Origin of the sequence: Skermanella stibiiresistens SB22, assembly GCF_000576635.1 — a bacterium.
Lineage (GTDB): Bacteria > Pseudomonadota > Alphaproteobacteria > Azospirillales > Azospirillaceae > Skermanella > Skermanella stibiiresistens.
In genome coordinates this window covers 104,481-121,566 of sequence record NZ_AVFL01000012.1, presented here as the reverse complement: position 1 = coordinate 121,566, position 17,086 = coordinate 104,481, and the positions used below count along the sequence as shown (strand labels likewise).

Sequence of the window (17,086 nt, the reverse complement as noted above, 5' to 3'; positions counted from 1 at the left end):
ACCGTTCCATTTCACAAACCGATCAAATCGGCCAATATCCCACTAATCTTGAAAATACCGCGGAGGATTGAGGATCTGGAGGATGGCGCGTGAAAACCAAAATCCGCCAAGGTTTGAGATCAGGCCTCTGGCAGCCGATGAAGGTGGTGGGTATCGGATCGAGTTTCCCGAATATCCTGGCTGCGTGGCTGACGGCGAAACACCGGAAGAAGCAATCCGGGAGGGGCGCGACGCGCTAATCTCTTATCTGCGCACTTTGGAGGAACTGGGTCGAGCAGACCGCTGATGCACCGTATCCGGTTTATTCGTAAGGCAATATCCTAATCATCCGTGCTCCCCTCGAACTTCCCTACGGCCCACCACCCTCACAGGCGTCATGTTCGACGCGAAGGTGGTGGGACCGCGACGTAGGTCATACGTCATCGTGGGAAATCGAAAGCGGAACAGGGAAACTCATTCTGATCACATCCCTCCGGTGCGAGGCAGTGGCCTCCGGAACAAGACACTAGGTTCACCAAAACTCACGGTGCGGCAACATTCGCACCAGCCACGGCGTTAGTGCTTGCGAGTCCGCTCTTCCTCCTGGACCGCCGCGTCGTGGTACCAACCACCGCCGAAGGCGGCATCGGCGAAACGGGATGACGAGGCATCCATGTCGGATTTGGCCTCTTCAAGATAGCCGCTGGTCACCGCACGATGTTTCACAGGAAACTGATAGATTTTAGCGGAAGCCCTCTGGAAGTTGGCAGTCATTGTTCGATACTCCTCTTCATGTAGCCGGTTAGCTTAACAGATATAATGTCTCCACACCGATTTTCTCATGTCTTTATGCAGTGGCAGCTATAAACAAACCTCATATGCCTATAATAATTGCATATTTTCATTTGCATCTTTAAACAGCAAACTTCTGAGCCTCCGGTTTTGTTGGCGGCGCAGCATCTGGAGCGCCGAATTGATGCAAAAAAGATCATCTGGCTAATTTTTAGCCGATCTTCCGCCAAGAGAGCCCAAATCGTCACCTCATCCGTTCGAGTATCCAGCAATCAGTGTCGGGAATCGGCGGCGATCCCGGCGCCGCGCGGCCCGCGGCCTTCGGTGGGCCTCTCCGAAACGGGTCATTCGATAAGGCCGCTTTCGCCCTTCCCCGGATTCGGGGGGATCCCACCAATTGGCATATTAAATGCTTGGGAATTCGCAGCCGTTGGCGGCCACACAAGCCGCTGGCAATCGGGACCGTGCCGAAGATCCTCTACACTTGCCTCATCAGCTTACGAGAGACCCGCAATGACAAAGTATAAACTAGAGTACGTATGGCTTGACGGGTACACTCCAGTACCTAATCTGCGTGGCAAGACGCAGATTAAGGAATACGACGGTTTCCCGACGCTCGAGCAACTCCCCCTGTGGGGCTTCGACGGAAGCTCGACCATGCAGGCGGAGGGAAGAAGCTCCGATTGCGTCCTGAAGCCGGTCCGCATTTTCCCAGACAATCAGCGCGTCAACGGCGCCATCGTGATGTGCGAAGTCATGATGCCGGATGGTGAGACGCCGCACCCGTCCAACAAGCGGGCGACGATCCTGGACGACGAAGGCGCCTGGTTCGGGTTCGAGCAGGAATACTTCTTCTACAAGAATGGCCGTCCGCTGGGCTTCCCCGAGGCTGGCTACCCCGCTCCCCAAGGCCCCTATTACACGGGCGTCGGCTACAGCAAGGTCGGTGACATCGCGCGCAAGATCGTCGAGGAGCACCTCGACATCTGCCTCGCCGCCGGCATCAACCATGAGGGCATCAACGCCGAGGTGGCGAAGGGCCAGTGGGAATTCCAGATCTTCGGCAAGGGCTCCAAAAAGGCCGCCGACGAGATGTGGGTCGCGCGCTACCTGCTGGAGCGCCTGACCGAGAAGTACGGCATCGACATCGAGTATCACTGCAAGCCGCTGGGCGACACCGACTGGAACGGCTCGGGCATGCACGCCAACTTCTCGACCACCTTCATGCGCGAGAAGGGCGGCAAGGAGTACTTCGAGAAGCTGATGGCCGCCTTCGAGGCCAATCGTGAGGATCACATCGCCGTCTACGGCCCGGACAACCACCTGCGGCTGACCGGCAAGCACGAGACCCAGTCGATCCACACCTTCAGCTATGGCGTCGCCGACCGCGGCGCGTCGATCCGCGTTCCGCACAGCTTCGTGAAGAACGACTACCGCGGCTACCTGGAAGACCGCCGCCCGAACTCGCAGGGCGACCCGTACCAGATCGCCTCGCAGATCCTGAAGACGATCTCCTCCGTCCCGACCGGCGCCGAAGCCGACGTCTCGGCGGCGGCGTAAGCACTCCTCATGGCGTGGGCTTTCGGGCCCACGCCATGATTCCATTCAGACCACCAGTTGCCTCAGGTGGGTGGTGGAGTTACCGGATCCGATAGCGTCCAGATTGGATATGGCCCCAAGGTCAACGGTGATCGTTGAAATCTCCACTCTGGCATGACTTGCCGATAGGCCAATTCCGCTTCCTCCGATACCACCAGATACACCGAAGCCCCCACCGGCAGGTTTGCCAGGGCGGTTTGATCCGGCTTGCCCAGGACGTTCCTGCCCCCCCGAACGCCGCGCTGCACGAATGAGCCATTGAGGATGCGGCAGCCCGTCAGGAGTTCGGCGTATTCGAAGGGCCGATGCGACTGAACAGTGTGTAGGCCGTCGGCGATCGTGACACTTTCGGTGATCAGATAGCAGGGCCTCCCTCCGGAGAGGGTTGCCAAGGTGTCGCGCATTCTGGCGAGTTCGGCGCCGTCTATCCTGTGGGCGAGCGCCACGCCGACGCGAGGGACGAAATCGGTCGCGGCGACCATCGTCCCCGCAGCCAAGATGCCGGTCAGCAAACCGAATGCGGCCTTGGCGCCTTTGCCCGATTGATCCAGATGGAGAGCGACGGCCGAGAGCGCAGCCAAGACGACTCCGATCTGGGGGAAGATCAGGTACCAGCGAACGAAGTCCGGGGTGATGCCCGCCGGCAACGTTCCGGTCGCGAAGGCGATTCCGATGAGCACCATGATCCCGAATACGCCGGCCATCCGCGCCGGTTGATAGGCATCATCACGCCGATGCCGCGATGAGTGGCCGACGACAATGGCGGCGACGACGCAACCAATCAACGCCAGCCCACGATAAGGCGATTTGAGGTTGCCAGCGACATCCCAGTTGAAGATGAATAGCAACTCGTCATGACGGGCGAAAAAGACGCCGGCCAGCCGAGCCGCTCCCTCACCGATCGCGGGCAATCCGAAGGATCCGACGCGTGGGTCGTTGAAGGCTTCCGGCAGCATCAAGGCGAACAAGCCGACCGACAACAATCCGCTGCCGCCCAAACGCGCGAGCGCCATCCATTCGTTCCGGTCACGCGGAAAGTGAACGATGTGCCAAGCGAAGAAAAAAGTCGCCGCCATGTAAAGGATCGAATAGTGGACCAGAATTCCAGCTGTCAGCGTGATCACCGCCAGAGGCATTCCGACGAATCGGCGTGATGAAGCGAACAGGATCGCGATGATGGCTGGAAAAAGAGCGCCAGCGAGCATCTGTGAATTTTTGCCATGTTGAAGAGAGTAGGTCACCGTTCGCTCGAGCCCGAAGACCGCCAACATGGCAAGCACGAGAAGCATCGTGTAGGGCAATCGGATGCGGAAGACGCGCGCGGCCATCCACGCCCACCCCGCTGGGATCATCACGAGAACGACGACCGTCGATATCTTGAACACACCAAGCGTCGTGAATGGTGACACGATCAGCGCCGCCAGTGAGAACAGTATCGGGTATCCTGGAGGGTAAGTGAATCCAGGATCGCCAAGCCTATAGACGTCCAGCGTCGTCCCATGAGCGAGAAGCGCCTGAGCCAGCGTGGGAACGATGATGGGATCATGCCCGGGCAAGGCGCTTCCTGGGGCCACGACGGCATACAGGGCCGTCGCGGCGGCGGCGATGATCAGCATGGCGGCCAATAGATCGCGCCGGCTCGACGGTGCCAATCTGGTTGGCGCAAGGGGCAAAACCAAGGTTGAAAAAAGAAAAGTCAAAGCCATGGAGAACGTCATGGCCGCTATAGGATGAGGATAACCAGGGAAAAACCTAGAAAAACCTAAAAAACTTAAGACAAAACACAGAAAATATATAATTGTTAGCAAATATAAGTTTCGATAATACATGCAAAACCTGGTTGCATAGAGATTTATTTTGCTTTCATTATCTAAAAAGCGTGCAATTTTCATTTCAGTACCCGCAGTCGGAATTGAGATTTACTTGGTAATACAGTTTTATGACCACTGGAAACATCAGATGAATGCTTCATTGAAGGTGACCTTAAAGGTGCGGGTTTACCGGGTTGTTAACGGAGTGGACACACTGGCCCAGCCTTGCGACAAAGCGGCGTTTTGCAACTTCGACACCTTCGGGTATAGCGTGGGCCCACGTCCCGCCACCGTCCGCCCCGCAGGTCACGATGGAATTCACGTTGTCCTGGGAAACGATCGTCATCTCCCAGGTCGTCATCGTGGCTGCCTACGTGGTGTTCGGCATCGCCGGCTTCGGGACCGCACTGATCTCGGCGCCCCTGCTGGCCCATATGGTGCCTATCGGCAGGCTGATACCGATCCTGGCGCTGCTCGACTTCATCGCCGCCGTCACCAACGTCATCAAGGACAGGCGGCACGCGGAATACCGCGAATTGCGGCTGCTGATCCCCTTCATGATGGCGGGCAGCCTCGTCGGCGCCTGGCTGCTCATGACCATCATGCCGCGGCTGCTGTTGTTGTTGCTGGGACTGTTCGCCGTGGCTTACGGCCTTTACGCCCTGTCCCGCTTCAAGCCGACTGCGGCGATCTCCCGCGGTTGGGCGGTGCCGGTGGGCTTGGTCGGTGGCGTGTTCAGCGCCATGTTCGGCAGCGGCGGCTTCATCTATGCCCTGTATCTGAGCAACCGCATCACGGCCAAGGAAGGCTTCCGCGCCAGCCAGAGCACCATCATCGGCTTCAGCACGCTGACCCGCATCATCCTGTTCCTGATCGCCGGCATCTACGCCGACCTGACGATGCTGGCTTACGCGGCGCTGCTGTTGCCAGCGATGTTCGCGGGCGTGCATATCGGTCGCCGCCTGACCCTGGGCCTGACCAGGGAGCGGTTCCTGATGATCGTCAACACGCTTTTGATCACGAGCGGTGGCGCCCTGATCCTGCGCTACCTGAGCGGCGCCTAGCGATTTCCGTGGCCCAGGCTTTGCTTCGCTCATCCCGCACCGCGGTAAGGAAGTCAGCCAAGGGGAAAGCCGGAATTGCGCCTGCTCGTCGTCGATGAGAATCCCGAGAGGTCCGATGTCGTCCTATCCGGCCTCAAGGAAGCCGGGTATGACGTCGTCGCGACCATCAGCAAGGATGACGATCTGCGCCAGGGCATCAAGACGCATCAGCCCGACCTGATCATCATCGACCTGGAATCGCCCTATCGCGACTACCTGGAAAACCTGATCACCATAAACCGCGAGAACCCGCGTCCCATCGCTATGTTCGTGGCCCAAGAGGACACCACGCTGATCAGCGAGGCGATCGAGACCGGCGTCAGCATTTATGTCACCGACGGGCTCAGCCCGAAGATGGTCAAATCCATCCTCCAGATCGCCATCGTCCAGTTCGCCAAGTTCCGGAAGCTCGAGGAGGAACTGGACAAATCCAAGACCGCCTTGGCCGACCGCAAGGTGGTCGAGCGGGCCAAGGGCCTGCTGATGGCGCACAAGGGAGTGACCGAGGAAGAGGCATACCGCTTCCTCAGAAAGCTCGCGATGGACCAAAATAAGCGACTCGCCGAGATCGCGGAGAACATCCTGTCACTGGCGCAGCTGTTCAAAGGGTGAGGACGATTTTCTCTAAGGCATTGATAAACAATCCAATTGATATTTGCTAAGTGCTCGTTTCCTATGCAAAAAAACCGTATTCACGGTGATTGCCTTTTTCAGAAGCAGCCCTGATTTGGATTTAGGCTGATCGATCCATCACACTTTGCCTCCCGGGCCAGCGACTCCGCGACACTACTGGCTTTTCCGCACCAGCTAAGGTGTGGCACGAGGCTTGCTAGGTAGAAGCCGTGCGGCGCGGCGATCCAATGGCGGAGCGCCAGACGCACGAGACAGTGTCGGTCCAACGGCGGAACGACCTACCCCGGATAATGGCGTCCGGAATGCCGAGCGGCTCCCTTGAAGCCCGCTCGACGTTCCGGCGCCTTTTTTTATTGCCCGAACTCGGCCAGCGAGCCGGTTTCGCCCCATGGAGCGACCGATGTCCCAGGATAGTCCGCTGTTCCCCGCCAAACTCGCGACCCGACAAGACCGACGCGGCATCCTCAAGGTCGGCGCCAGCATCGCCGGGACCGCCGCCCTGATCTCAGCCATACGGGCGATCACCCCGGCGGGCGCCTGGGCGGCGGGCACCGATGGCATCGAGAAGCCGAAGCTGACCCTCGGCTTCATCCCGCTGACCGACTGCGCCCCGCTGGTGATCGCCTCCGAGAAGGGCTTCTTCAAGAAGCACAGTCTGGACGTGACGCTGTCCAAGGAGGCCTCCTGGGCCAATATCCGCGACAAGGTGATGATCGGGGCGCTTGACGGCGCCCACATGCTGGCGGGCATGCCCCTGGCCGCCACCCTGGGGATCGGCGCGATCCAGACGCCCACCGTCACCGGCTTCTCGATGGACCTCAACGGCAACGCCATCACCGTTTCGACCGCCCTCTACGACCGCATGGTCGAGATCGATCCCGAGGGGATGAAAAAGCGCCCGATCAGCGCCGCCGCCCTCAAGAAGGTGATCGACGCCGACAAGAAGGCCGGCAAGGAGCCCCTGACCTTCGCGATGGTGTTCCCGGTCAGCACCCACAATTATGAACTGCGCTACTGGATGGCGTCGGCTGGGATCGATCCGGACGAGGACGTCCGCCTGATCGTCATCCCGCCGCCCCAGATGGTCGCCAACCTCCAGGCCGGCAACATCCAGGGCTATTGCGTCGGCGAGCCGTGGAACGCGCGCGCCGTCCAGGCCGGCATCGGGCGCACCCTGGTGACGAACCATGACATCTGGAACAACAAGATCGAGAAGGTCTTCGGCGTCAACCAAACCTGGGCCGACGCCAATCCCAACACCCACAAGGCCCTGATCCGCGCGCTGATCGAAACCGCGAAGTGGATGGACGAGCCGGGCAACAGGATGGAGGTGGTCGAGATCATCTCCCAGAAGTCCTACGTCAACGCGCCGCCCGATGTCGTCAAGATGTCGATGACCGGCACCTTCCAATACGCCCCCAAGGAAGCGCCGTTGGCGATGCCGGACTTCAACGTCTTCCACCGCTACGCCGCCAATTTCCCGTGGCGCAGCCAAGCGGTCTGGTACCTGACCCAGATGGCCCGCTGGGGTCAGATCGAGCGGCCGGTCAACTTCGCCAAGACGGCCGAAGCCGTGTTCCGCACCGACATCTACCGGGACGCCGCCAAGGAGTTGGGCGTCGCCTACCCGACCGTGGATTGGAAGTCGGAAGGTGGCCGGGCGGAGCCCTGGACGCTGGCCGACGCGACCCAGCCGATCGCGATGGGGCCGGACAAGTTCCTGGATGGCCGGACCTTCGACCCGGCCGACCCGGTCGCGTATCTGCGTGGATTCGAGGTCTCCAAGCTGAGGATCGACCTGGACGCCCTCGCGCAAGCGAACGTCTGAGCCGTCTCCAGCCGATTAAGGAATTCAAGACATGACCAGCGTCCCGGTGGACGAACCCACGAACACGTCCATGTCCCAAACCGAATCACCCATCGCCATTGCTCCGTCGGCCGCCTCCAGGCTCCGGGAGCGGCTGTTCCAGGTCCTGCCCGACATCGTGCTGCCGGTGATCACCCTGCTGGTGGTCCTGCTGGTCTGGCACCTGATCGCCACCAATTTGGGCGGCGGCATTCCCGGCATCGGCGAGACCTGGGAGCGCGGCGTCGAACTGCTGTCGGACCCGTTCCACAGCAACGGACCCAACGACATGGGCATCTTCTGGCAGGTGCTCTATTCGCTGGGCCGCGTCATGGCGGGCTTCACGCTGGCGGCGCTGGTGGGAGTGCCGGTCGGCTTCCTGATGGGGTCCAGCGCCATCTTCCGCAAGGGCTGGGCGCCGCTGATCCAGATCCTGCGCCCGGTAAGCCCGCTGGCTTGGCTGCCGATCGGGCTGTTGCTGTTCCGCGCGGTCGATCCCTCGGCGATCTTCGTGATCTTCATCACCAGCATCTGGCCGATCATCCTGAACACGTCCGCCGGGGTCGTGGCGATCCCCAACGACTACCGCAACGTCGCCGCCGTGCTCCGGCTCAACCGGATCGAGATGGTCCGGCACATCCTGCTGCCCGCCACCCTGCCCCACGTGCTGACGGGCATGCGGCTGTCGCTGGGCATCGCCTGGATGGTCATCGTGGCGGCCGAGATGCTGACCGGCGGCATCGGCATCGGTTTCTTCGTCTGGGACGAATGGAACAACCTGAACGTGTCGAGCATCATCGTCGCCATCATCATCATCGGCGTGGTCGGCATCATCCTGGACCTGGGCATGAACATGATCCAGCGCCGCTTCGACCACAGCCAGCGTTGAGGGAGACACCCGGCATGAGCGCCTATCTGAGCATCGAGGGTGTCGGCATCACCTTCAACCCGCGCAAGTCCCCGACCCCCGCCTTGGTCGGCGTCGATCTCAAGATCGCCAAGGGCGAGTTCGTCAGCATCATCGGCCATTCCGGCTGCGGCAAGTCGACCCTGCTGAATATCGTCGCCGGCCTGCTGAAGCCGACGCTGGGTGGCGTCTTCCTGGAGCGCCAGCTGGTCGACGCGCCCGGCCCCGACCGTGCCGTGGTGTTCCAGAACCACTCGCTGCTGCCTTGGCTGACCGTCTACGACAACGTCCGGCTGGCGGTGAACAAGGTGTTCGGCAAGACCCGCGGCGAGGCGGAGCGCCACGAGTGGACGCTGCACAACCTCAACCTCGTCGGCATGTCGCACGCCATCGCCAAATACCCCAGCGAGGTTTCCGGCGGCATGAAGCAGCGCGTCGGCATCGCCCGGGCGCTCGCCATGGAGCCGAAGGTGCTGCTGATGGACGAGCCGTTCGGCGCCCTCGACGCCCTCAACCGCGCCCGGCTGCAGGACGCGCTGATGGGCATCCAGACCACGCTGCGCAACACGGTGATCATGATCACCCACGACGTGGACGAGGCGGTGCTGCTGTCCGACCGCATCGTGATGATGACCAACGGTCCCGCCGCCACGATCGGCGAGGTGCTCGACATCCCGCTTGACCGTGCGCGCAAGCGCCTGGATCTGGCCGACGACACGACCTACGCCCATTGCCGGGGAGAGGTGCTGCGTTTCCTGTACGCCCGGCATCGCCCCGCCGACGCCGACGCCGCCTGAGCAGGAGACCCCAGCCATGAACATGATGACCCGTGGGAAAGAACGCCTCGTCCTCGTCGGCAACGGCATGGCCGGCATCCGGACGATCGAGGAACTGCTCCAGCGCGATCCCGACCGTTACGAGATCACCGTCTTCGGCGCCGAGCCGCACGTCAACTACAACCGGATCATGCTGTCGCCGGTGCTGGCCGGCGAGAAGACCTTCGACCAGATCATCCTCAACGACCGCTCCTGGTACCAGGACAACAACGTCACCCTGCTGACCAGCGAGAAGGTCGAGACGATCGACCGGCAGGCGCGGACGGTCACGTCGGCCGGCGGCCAGACCGTCGGCTATGACCGGCTGCTGCTGGCGACCGGCTCCGATCCGTTCATCATCCCGGTGCCGGGCCGCGGCCTGCCCGGCGTGGTGACATTCCGCGACATGTTCGACGTCGAGGTGATGCTCCGGAAGGCGGCCGATGGTGGCCGGCACGCGGTCGTCATCGGCGGCGGCCTGCTGGGGCTGGAGGCGGCCAACGGGCTCGCGGTCAACGGCATGACCGTGACGGTGATCCACCTGATGGGCACCGTGATGGAGCGTCAACTGGACGAGGCCGCCGGCTTCCTGCTCCAGCGCGAGTTGGAGTCGCGCGGCATCGAGGTCATCACCAAGGCCAATACCAAGGCGATCCTGGGAGGGGACCACGTCACGGGCGTGCTGCTGGAGGATGGCCGCGAGATCCTGGCCGATCTGGTGGTCATGGCCGTCGGCATCCGGCCCAACACGGCTTTGGCCAAGGCGGCCGGGCTGGCGGTGGAACGCGGCGTCGTGGTCGACGACCACATGGTGACCTCCGATCCCGCCATCCTGGCGGTCGGCGAATGCGTCCAGCACCGGGGCGCCACCTATGGGCTGGTGGCGCCGCTGTGGGAGATGGCGCGCTCCTGCGCCGACCATCTCGCCGGTGTCGCGGGCGCCGGCTACGCCGGGTCCGTCACCAGCACCAAGCTGAAAGTGACCGGCATCGACCTTTTCTCCGCCGGCGACTTCAGCGGCGGCAAGGACCACGAGGATATCGTCTTCCGCGATGCCGCGCGCGGCGTCTACAAGCGGATCGTGCTGAAGGACGACAGGATCGCCGGCGCCGTGCTGTACGGCGACACCAGGGACGGCACCTGGTATTTCCAGATGCTGCGGGAGGCTGCCGATGTCTCCGGCTTCCGCGACACCCTGATCTTCGGCCAGGGTTTTGGCCACGGTTTGGGAGGCGCCGTCCCCGCAAACCCTAAGGCCGCCGTTGCCGCCCTCTCCGACACGGCGGAGATCTGCGGCTGCAACGGCGTGTGCAAGGGCGCCATCACCAAGGCCATCGCCGAGAAGGGCCTGACCACCCTGGACGATGTCCGCGCCCACACCAAGGCGTCGGCGTCGTGCGGCTCCTGCACCGGATTGGTCGAGCAACTGCTGGAGCTGTCCCTGGGCGACGGCTATCAGGCTGCGGCCGCCGCCAAGCCGATGTGCAAATGCACCCACCACCCGCATGACGACGTCCGCCGCCTGATCGTCGCGGGCCAGCTCAAGAGCATCCCGGAAGTGATGCAGGCGCTGGAGTGGCGGACGCCGAACGGTTGCCATTCCTGCCGCCCGGCGCTGAACTATTACCTGCTGGCCGCGTGGCCGGGCGAGTACCAGGACGACTACCAGTCGCGCTTCGTCAACGAGCGGGTCCACGCCAACATCCAGAAGGACGGGACCTATTCGGTCGTGCCGCGGATGTGGGGTGGGCTGACCTCGTCCAAGGAGTTGCGCGCCATCGCCGATGTGGTCGACAAGTTCGAGATCCCGACCGTCAAGGTGACCGGAGGCCAGCGCATCGACCTGTTCGGCGTCCGGAAGGAGGACCTGCCGGCCGTCTGGAAGGACCTGAACGCCGCCGGCATGGTGTCCGGCCACGCCTACGCCAAGGGGTTGCGGACGGTCAAGACCTGCGTCGGCTCGGAATGGTGCCGGTTCGGCACGCAGGACTCCACCGGTATGGGCGTCAAGCTTGAACGCATGACGTGGGGCACCTGGACGCCGCACAAGGTCAAGCTGGCGGTGTCGGGCTGCCCGCGCAATTGCGCCGAGGCGACCATCAAGGACTTCGGCGTCGTGGCGGTGGATAGCGGCTGGGAACTGTATGTCGCCGGCAATGGCGGCATGAAGGTGCGGGAATGCGATTTCCTCGCCAAGGTCGAAACCGAGGAGCAGGTGCTGGAATACTGCGGCGCCTTCCTTCAGCTCTACCGCGAGGAGGCGCGCTACCTGGACCGCACGGCGCCCTGGGTCGAGCGGGTCGGCCTCGACTATGTCAAGAAGCGGATCGTCGAGGACGACGAGGGCCGGCGCGCGCTGAACGCCCGCTTCCAGTTCTCGCAGGTCTTCTCGCAGACGGACCCGTGGGAGGAGCGCGCCTCCGGCGGGGTCGACGCCCACGAGTTCGCGCCGCTCGCCAAGGTGGGGTAAGGATCATGGCACAGGACATCTCCTCGATTGACGTTTCCTGGATCGAGGTCGGCAAGGTCGCCGACATCCCGCCGGCGGGGGCGCGGGTCGTCAAATCGTCCCAGGGCGACATCGCGGTCTTCCGGACCGCCGACGACGCGGTCTTCGCGGTCCGCGACCGCTGCCCCCACGCGGGCGGCCCGCTGTCCCAGGGCATCGTCCACGACGCCCGCGTCACCTGCCCGCTGCACAACTGGGTGATCGATCTGGCGTCCGGCGCCGCGACCGGACCGGACGAGGGCTGTGCCGGAACCTATCCGGTGCGGGTCGAGGACGGTGTGATCCTGCTCGGCCTCAAGCTGCCGGCGGCCGCGGCATGACGGGCGCCGTCCGCACCACCTGCCCCTATTGCGGCGTCGGCTGCGGCGTGACCGCCACGCCCGACACGGCGGGGGGCTGGACGATCGCGGGCGACGTGGAGCATCCCGCCAATTTCGGCCGGCTCTGCTCCAAGGGGTCGGCGCTGGGGGAAACCCTGGGACTGGAGGGCCGGCTGCTGCATCCCCTGGTCGCCGGCCAGCGCGTGTCGTGGGGCGCGGCGCTCGACACGGTGGCGGCACGCTTCCGCGCCGTGATCGACCAGCACGGGCCCGACGCCGTCGCCTTCTACGTCTCCGGCCAATTGCTGACCGAGGATTACTACGTCGCCAACAAGCTGATGAAGGGCTTCATCGGCTCGGCCAACATCGACACCAACTCGCGTTTGTGCATGGCGTCGAGCGTCGCGGGGCACCGCAGGGCGTTCGGCGGCGACGTCGTGCCGGGCACCTACGAGGATCTGGAACAGGCCGATCTGGTCGTGCTGGTCGGCAGCAATCTCGCCTGGTGCCATCCCGTCCTGTACCAGCGGCTCGTCCGGGCCAAAGAGGAACGCGGCACCCGGGTGGTCGTGATCGACCCGCGCCGGACCGCCACTTGCGACATCGCCGACCTCCACCTGGCATTGAAACCCGGCGCCGATGTGCTGCTGTTCAATGGCCTGCTGGCCTATCTGGGCCGCGCCGGGGCGCTGGATCAGGACTACATCGCGCGCCACACCAACGGCTTCGCCGACACGTTCCTGGCGGCGGGCGACGACGCCTGCGACATGGACGCGGTCGCGGCGGGCTGCGGCTTGGGCCTTGGCGAGATCCAGGAATTCTACGGCTGGTTCGCCGAGACGGCGGCGACCGTCACCGTCTATTCCCAAGGCGTCAACCAATCGTCGCGCGGCACCGACAAGGTCAACGCCATCGTCAATTGCCATCTCGCCACCGGCAGGGTCGGCAAGCCGGGCATGGGGCCGTTCTCGGTCACCGGCCAGCCCAACGCGATGGGCGGGCGCGAGGTCGGTGGGCTGGCCAACCAGCTGGCGGCCCACATGGGCTTCACCCCGGAGGAGGTCGACCGGGTCGGCCGCTTCTGGCGGGCGCCATCCATCGCCCGACGCGAAGGCTTGAAGGCGGTCGACCTGTTCCAGGCGATCGAGGCCGGCACCGTCAAGGCGGTCTGGGTGATGGCGACCAACCCCGCCGTCAGCCTGCCGGACACGGCCCGTGTGAGCCGCGCCCTGGCCGGCTGCGACTTCGTCGTGGTCTCGGACTGCGTCCGGGAGACCGACACCACTGCCTTGGCCGACGTGCTGCTCCCCGCGCTCGGCTGGGGAGAGAAGGACGGCACCGTCACCAACTCCGAACGCCGGATCTCGCGCCAACGCGGCTTCCTGCCACCCCCGGGCGAGGCGAAGCCGGACTGGTGGATCATCGCCCAGGTGGCGGCCCGAATGGGCTGGGGCGACGCCTTCGCGTACCAATCACCCGCCGATATCTTCCGCGAGCACGCCGATCTCTCCGGCTTCGAGAACCAGGGCGAGCGGGTCTTCGACATCGCGGCTCTCGCCAACATCGACTACGACGCGTTGGAGCCGGCCCAGTGGCCGGCGCCCGGCACCGCCCGGCTGTTTGGCGACGGGCGTTTCCCGACGGCCGACGGACGCGCCGCCTTCGTGCCGGTGCGGGCGGTGGCGCCCGCGACCTCGACCAGCGCGGAGTATCCGCTGGCGCTGAACACCGGGCGCATCCGCGACCAGTGGCACACCATGACCCGCACCGGCGGGGTGCCGCGCCTCTCCGGCCATATCGGGGAGCCCTTCGTCGCGATCAACCCGGCGGACGCCGCCGCATCGGGCTTGGCCGATGGCGGACTCGCGGTGGCGCGCTCGGCCCAAGGGCGGGCGGCCTTGCGGGTTCGGGTGACCGAGGATCAGGCGCCGGGCGAGGTCTTCGCGCCGATGCACTGGAACCGGCGGTTTTCGGCGGAAGGCGCCATCAACGCGCTGGTGGCGCCAATCACCGACGCGGTTTCCGGCCAGCCCGAACTGAAGCACACCGCCATCGGCCTGGAGCCGTTCGAGCCGGCCTGGAGCGCCTTCCTGATCACCCGGAACGCGGCGCCCGATCCCGGACCGGCATCGGAATATTGGTCGCGGATCACGGCGGCGGGCTGCTCGGTCCTGACGCTGGCCGGAACCGCCGCGCCGCCGGATGTCGCGGCATGGGCCGAGGCATTGCTGCCCCAGCTCCCCGGCATCGATTACCACGACGCGCGGCGCGGCGCTCATCGCTGGGCCCGGCTCGACGACGACCGGCTGGAGGCTTGCCTATTCCTCAGCCTCGGCCCGGCCTTGCCAGCGCGCGACTGGCTGGTCGGCCTGTTCGCCAGCGACGCGCTGGCCGCGGCGGCGCGCGGCGCCTTGCTGAGCGGCAGGGTGCCCGCCGAAACGCCCGACGAGGGCCGCATCGTCTGCGCCTGCCACAATGTCGGCCTAGCCCGCATCACCCGCGCCATCCTCGACCAGGGCCTGACCTCGGTGGCGCTGATCGGCGCGGCGCTGAAGGCCGGGACCAATTGTGGGTCGTGCATCCCGGAGTTGAAGGAGTTGATCGTCGATGTCGGATGCGACCATGCTGCCTGACCTCCCCGGCACCGTCCAGTTGGTCGGAGCCGGACCGGGCGATCCGGACCTGCTGACCTTGGCCGCCGTCCGCGCGATCAAGCGGGCCGATGTCATCCTGTACGATCACCTCGTCGGCGACGGCGTGCTGGAATTCGCCGACGTCGACGCGCTGCTGATTGCCGTCGGCAAGCGGGCGGGTCGCCACTCCATGAAACAGGTGGAGATCAACGCCCTGCTGCTGAACCACGCCATGCTCGGCCGCGACGTCGTGCGGCTGAAGGGCGGCGACCCGCTGATGTTCGGCCGCGCGGGCGAGGAGGCGGAATACCTGCGCCGCCACGGCGTCGCCGTCTCGATCATTCCCGGCGTCACGGCGGCGCTTGGCTGCGCCGCCGCCGCCCAGATCCCGCTGACCCTGCGGGGGGTTTCCCGCTCGATCCAGTTCGTCACCGCCCACTGCCTGGACGAGGACGCGACCAACGCGATGGACTGGGGCCGGCTCGCCAACCCGGATGGCACGCTGGCGATCTACATGGGGCGGAGCCAGCTCCCCGTGTTCTCCGCCAAGCTGATCGAGGCCGGCCTGTCCCCCGACACCCCCGCCGCCGCGATCGAGAACGGCACCCGCCCGGACGAGCGTCGCTGCTTCGCCACCCTGGAAACCCTACCCGCCCGCGCCGCGGCCGAGCTGGGCGACGGACCGACCCTGGTGATGATCGGCGCCGTGATCGACCACCGCCCTCCCGACACGCCGGTTCAAGTGTCAGGTCACGCGAGGACCAATCATGCCAGGGTCAATCAAGCCAGGGCCAATCAAGCCAGGGAACGTGCCGCCGCCGGCTGAAGCAGCTCCAGGTAGCGGTCGACCGCGCGGTCTGCGGTGAACTCGTCAGCCTTGGCGCGCAGCAGGGCCGCCGGGACCGGATTCTCCAGCGCCTCGCCCATCGCCCGCGCCAGGGCTTCCGGATCGCCCACGGGCGCCAGCCCGCCGAGCCTGCCGCCCTCCAGGATCTCGCTCGGGCCGCTGGGGCAATCGGTCGAGACCACGTTGGTGCCACAGGCGATCGCTTCGATCAGGACGGTCGGCAGCCCTTCGAACCGTGACGACAGGACGAACAGCGACGCCTTCGCCATGAACGCCATGGGGTTGTCGACGAAACCGGGAAGCTGGACATCGGCGGCGATCCCAAGCTCATCCGCCAGCCGCTCCAACTCGGGCCGCAGCTTGCCCTCGCCCAGGATCATCAGGCGGGCCGGACGGCTGGCGCGCAAGCGGGCGAACGCGCGCAGCAAGTTGGCGAAATCCTTCTGTTCCGACAGCCGACCAACCCCCAGGATCACCGGCGGCTCACCCTCCGCCAGCCAGGGATGGTTGACCGGCTGGGCGGCGCGGGTCAGCAGGTCCTCGGTCACCACCGGATTGTGCGCGACCTCGATCCGGCTTCTCTTGATTCGGGCGAAGCGGGTCAGGTCGTCCGCCACGCCGGCGGACACGGCGATGATCCGCGCCGCGCGGGGATACAGGTACGGCACCAGACGATAGGCCATCCGCACGGTCGACGAGGCCGTCGGCCCCATGTTGCGGCTGATCTGGTTGTGCTCGGTGATGGCGATGCGGGTCGATCCGCCCGCGATCAGGCGCGCCAGCAGGGCCGCGATGTTGACGTGGACCAAAGCCGTCAGCAGGACGGTCGGCCGCTCGCGCTTGAGATAGCGCGCCAGCGCCATGACGCTGTTGACGGTGCGCCGGCTGCCGAGTTCGATCACGCGGACATTGGCGGGGATGTCCTCGACATAGGCGCCCTCGCGCCGCACCAGGACGAGGTCCACCGGGATGCCGCGTCGGGCGATGCCGGTCGCGAGCGCCAGCATCACGCGTTCCGCGCCGCCGCCATAGAGATCCTGGAGGAAGACGGCGATCCGGAACGGCGCCTCCCCAGTCCCAGCCCCAGTTCCGGCGGCGGGAGCCTCGATCATGTTGCCCAGGGAGATGGCGTCATTCGGCTGCATGGTCAAAGTAAAGTCTCCTCAAGGCGTGCTGGGTCGCAGTAACCGGATTCACCAATTCCGGGGCATGAAGCCGTCGATCGAGATGATTTGAGCAAAACCCATATTCCAAAAACCTCACAGAACCATAAAATTGTTTAGATATCCCAG

The 17,086-nt window shown here is 64.6% G+C and carries 14 protein-coding genes; 11 read left to right on the top strand and 3 right to left on the bottom strand.

The genetic code is table 11. The annotated features are described in order from the left end of the window. Positions 1-82 precede the first annotated feature (82 nt). The gene (locus tag N825_RS38970) at positions 83-286 is read left to right on the top strand and encodes a type II toxin-antitoxin system HicB family antitoxin (protein WP_198038373.1); all 204 of its coding nucleotides are present in this window, start codon (positions 83-85) and stop codon (positions 284-286) included. 269 nt (positions 287-555) lie between these two features. On the opposite strand, the gene N825_RS17370 is transcribed toward N825_RS38970, so the two are convergent. Continuing rightward, positions 556-753, bottom strand: coding sequence for a DUF2735 domain-containing protein (locus N825_RS17370; RefSeq protein WP_037454546.1), 198 nt, complete (start codon positions 751-753; stop codon positions 556-558). Positions 754-1,284: 531 nt separating this feature from the next. Between N825_RS17370 and N825_RS17365 the strand changes: the two genes are divergently transcribed. After that, the gene (locus tag N825_RS17365; protein ID WP_037454542.1) at positions 1,285-2,331 is read left to right on the top strand and encodes a glutamine synthetase beta-grasp domain-containing protein; all 1,047 of its coding nucleotides are present in this window, start codon (positions 1,285-1,287) and stop codon (positions 2,329-2,331) included. Positions 2,332-2,393: 62 nt separating this feature from the next. Here N825_RS17365 and N825_RS17360 read toward each other — a convergent pair whose 3' ends face one another. After that, positions 2,394-4,262: a hypothetical protein gene (locus tag N825_RS17360; RefSeq protein WP_157619331.1), complete on the bottom strand. Its 1,869-nt coding sequence runs from the start codon at positions 4,260-4,262 to the stop codon at positions 2,394-2,396. Between the two features lie 242 nt (positions 4,263-4,504). Here N825_RS17360 and N825_RS17355 point away from each other — a divergent pair, with 242 nt between their 5' ends. From N825_RS17355 to cobA, 9 genes are all read left to right on the top strand, one after another. Further along, the gene (locus N825_RS17355; protein WP_211098401.1) at positions 4,505-5,245 is read left to right on the top strand and encodes a sulfite exporter TauE/SafE family protein; all 741 of its coding nucleotides are present in this window, start codon (positions 4,505-4,507) and stop codon (positions 5,243-5,245) included. A gap of 75 nt (positions 5,246-5,320) precedes the next feature. Next, positions 5,321-5,896, top strand: a complete 576-nt coding sequence (locus tag N825_RS17350) for an ANTAR domain-containing response regulator (protein WP_037454534.1) — start codon at positions 5,321-5,323, stop codon at positions 5,894-5,896. A gap of 421 nt (positions 5,897-6,317) precedes the next feature. Continuing rightward, on the top strand, positions 6,318-7,745 hold the full coding sequence (locus N825_RS17345) for a CmpA/NrtA family ABC transporter substrate-binding protein (RefSeq protein WP_084164837.1): 1,428 nt from the start codon (positions 6,318-6,320) through the stop codon (positions 7,743-7,745). A 31-nt stretch (positions 7,746-7,776) separates the two neighbouring features. Beyond that, positions 7,777-8,652 carry a nitrate ABC transporter permease gene (gene ntrB, locus N825_RS17340; protein ID WP_157619329.1) on the top strand — a complete coding sequence of 292 codons (876 nt, stop codon included), beginning with the start codon at positions 7,777-7,779 and terminating at the stop codon, positions 8,650-8,652. A gap of 14 nt (positions 8,653-8,666) precedes the next feature. Further along, positions 8,667-9,467 carry an ABC transporter ATP-binding protein gene (locus tag N825_RS17335; RefSeq protein ID WP_037454531.1) on the top strand — a complete coding sequence of 267 codons (801 nt, stop codon included), beginning with the start codon at positions 8,667-8,669 and terminating at the stop codon, positions 9,465-9,467. A 16-nt stretch (positions 9,468-9,483) separates the two neighbouring features. Beyond that, on the top strand, positions 9,484-11,955 hold the full coding sequence (gene nirB / locus N825_RS17330; RefSeq protein WP_051512504.1) for a nitrite reductase large subunit NirB: 2,472 nt from the start codon (positions 9,484-9,486) through the stop codon (positions 11,953-11,955). Positions 11,956-11,960: 5 nt separating this feature from the next. Then, positions 11,961-12,314: a nitrite reductase small subunit NirD gene (gene nirD / locus N825_RS17325; RefSeq protein ID WP_037454528.1), complete on the top strand. Its 354-nt coding sequence runs from the start codon at positions 11,961-11,963 to the stop codon at positions 12,312-12,314. Further along, positions 12,311-14,947 (top strand): nitrate reductase, encoded by a 2,637-nt coding sequence (locus N825_RS17320; RefSeq protein ID WP_037454525.1) that lies wholly within the window; start codon positions 12,311-12,313, stop codon positions 14,945-14,947. Before nirD ends, N825_RS17320 begins: the two co-directional genes overlap by 4 nt. Further along, positions 14,937-15,773 (top strand): uroporphyrinogen-III C-methyltransferase, encoded by an 837-nt coding sequence (cobA, locus tag N825_RS17315; protein WP_245613148.1) that lies wholly within the window; start codon positions 14,937-14,939, stop codon positions 15,771-15,773. Before N825_RS17320 ends, cobA begins: the two co-directional genes overlap by 11 nt. Here cobA and N825_RS17310 read toward each other — a convergent pair. Next, positions 15,743-16,939 (bottom strand): glycosyltransferase, encoded by a 1,197-nt coding sequence (locus tag N825_RS17310; RefSeq protein ID WP_198038372.1) that lies wholly within the window; start codon positions 16,937-16,939, stop codon positions 15,743-15,745. The two genes, cobA and N825_RS17310, sit on opposite strands and share 31 nt — an antisense overlap. Positions 16,940-17,086 lie beyond the last annotated feature (147 nt).

Excerpts from the sequence above, each read along its gene's own strand:
- N825_RS17365 (WP_037454542.1), top strand. The coding sequence starts at position 1,285 with ATGACAAAGTATAAACTAGAGTACGTATGGCTTGACGGGTACACTCCA.
- N825_RS17345 (WP_084164837.1), top strand. The coding sequence starts at position 6,318 with ATGTCCCAGGATAGTCCGCTGTTCCCCGCCAAACTCGCGACCCGACAA.
- N825_RS17310 (WP_198038372.1), bottom strand. The coding sequence starts at position 16,939 with ATGCAGCCGAATGACGCCATCTCCCTGGGCAACATGATCGAGGCTCCC.
- cobA (WP_245613148.1), top strand. The coding sequence starts at position 14,937 with ATGCTGCCTGACCTCCCCGGCACCGTCCAGTTGGTCGGAGCCGGACCG.
- N825_RS17360 (WP_157619331.1), bottom strand. The coding sequence starts at position 4,262 with ATGAAAATTGCACGCTTTTTAGATAATGAAAGCAAAATAAATCTCTAT.
- N825_RS38970 (WP_198038373.1), top strand. The coding sequence starts at position 83 with ATGGCGCGTGAAAACCAAAATCCGCCAAGGTTTGAGATCAGGCCTCTG.
- N825_RS17370 (WP_037454546.1), bottom strand. The coding sequence starts at position 753 with ATGACTGCCAACTTCCAGAGGGCTTCCGCTAAAATCTATCAGTTTCCT.
- nirB (WP_051512504.1), top strand. The coding sequence starts at position 9,484 with ATGAACATGATGACCCGTGGGAAAGAACGCCTCGTCCTCGTCGGCAAC.
- N825_RS17335 (WP_037454531.1), top strand. The coding sequence starts at position 8,667 with ATGAGCGCCTATCTGAGCATCGAGGGTGTCGGCATCACCTTCAACCCG.
- ntrB (WP_157619329.1), top strand. The coding sequence starts at position 7,777 with ATGACCAGCGTCCCGGTGGACGAACCCACGAACACGTCCATGTCCCAA.
- nirD (WP_037454528.1), top strand. The coding sequence starts at position 11,961 with ATGGCACAGGACATCTCCTCGATTGACGTTTCCTGGATCGAGGTCGGC.
- N825_RS17320 (WP_037454525.1), top strand. The coding sequence starts at position 12,311 with ATGACGGGCGCCGTCCGCACCACCTGCCCCTATTGCGGCGTCGGCTGC.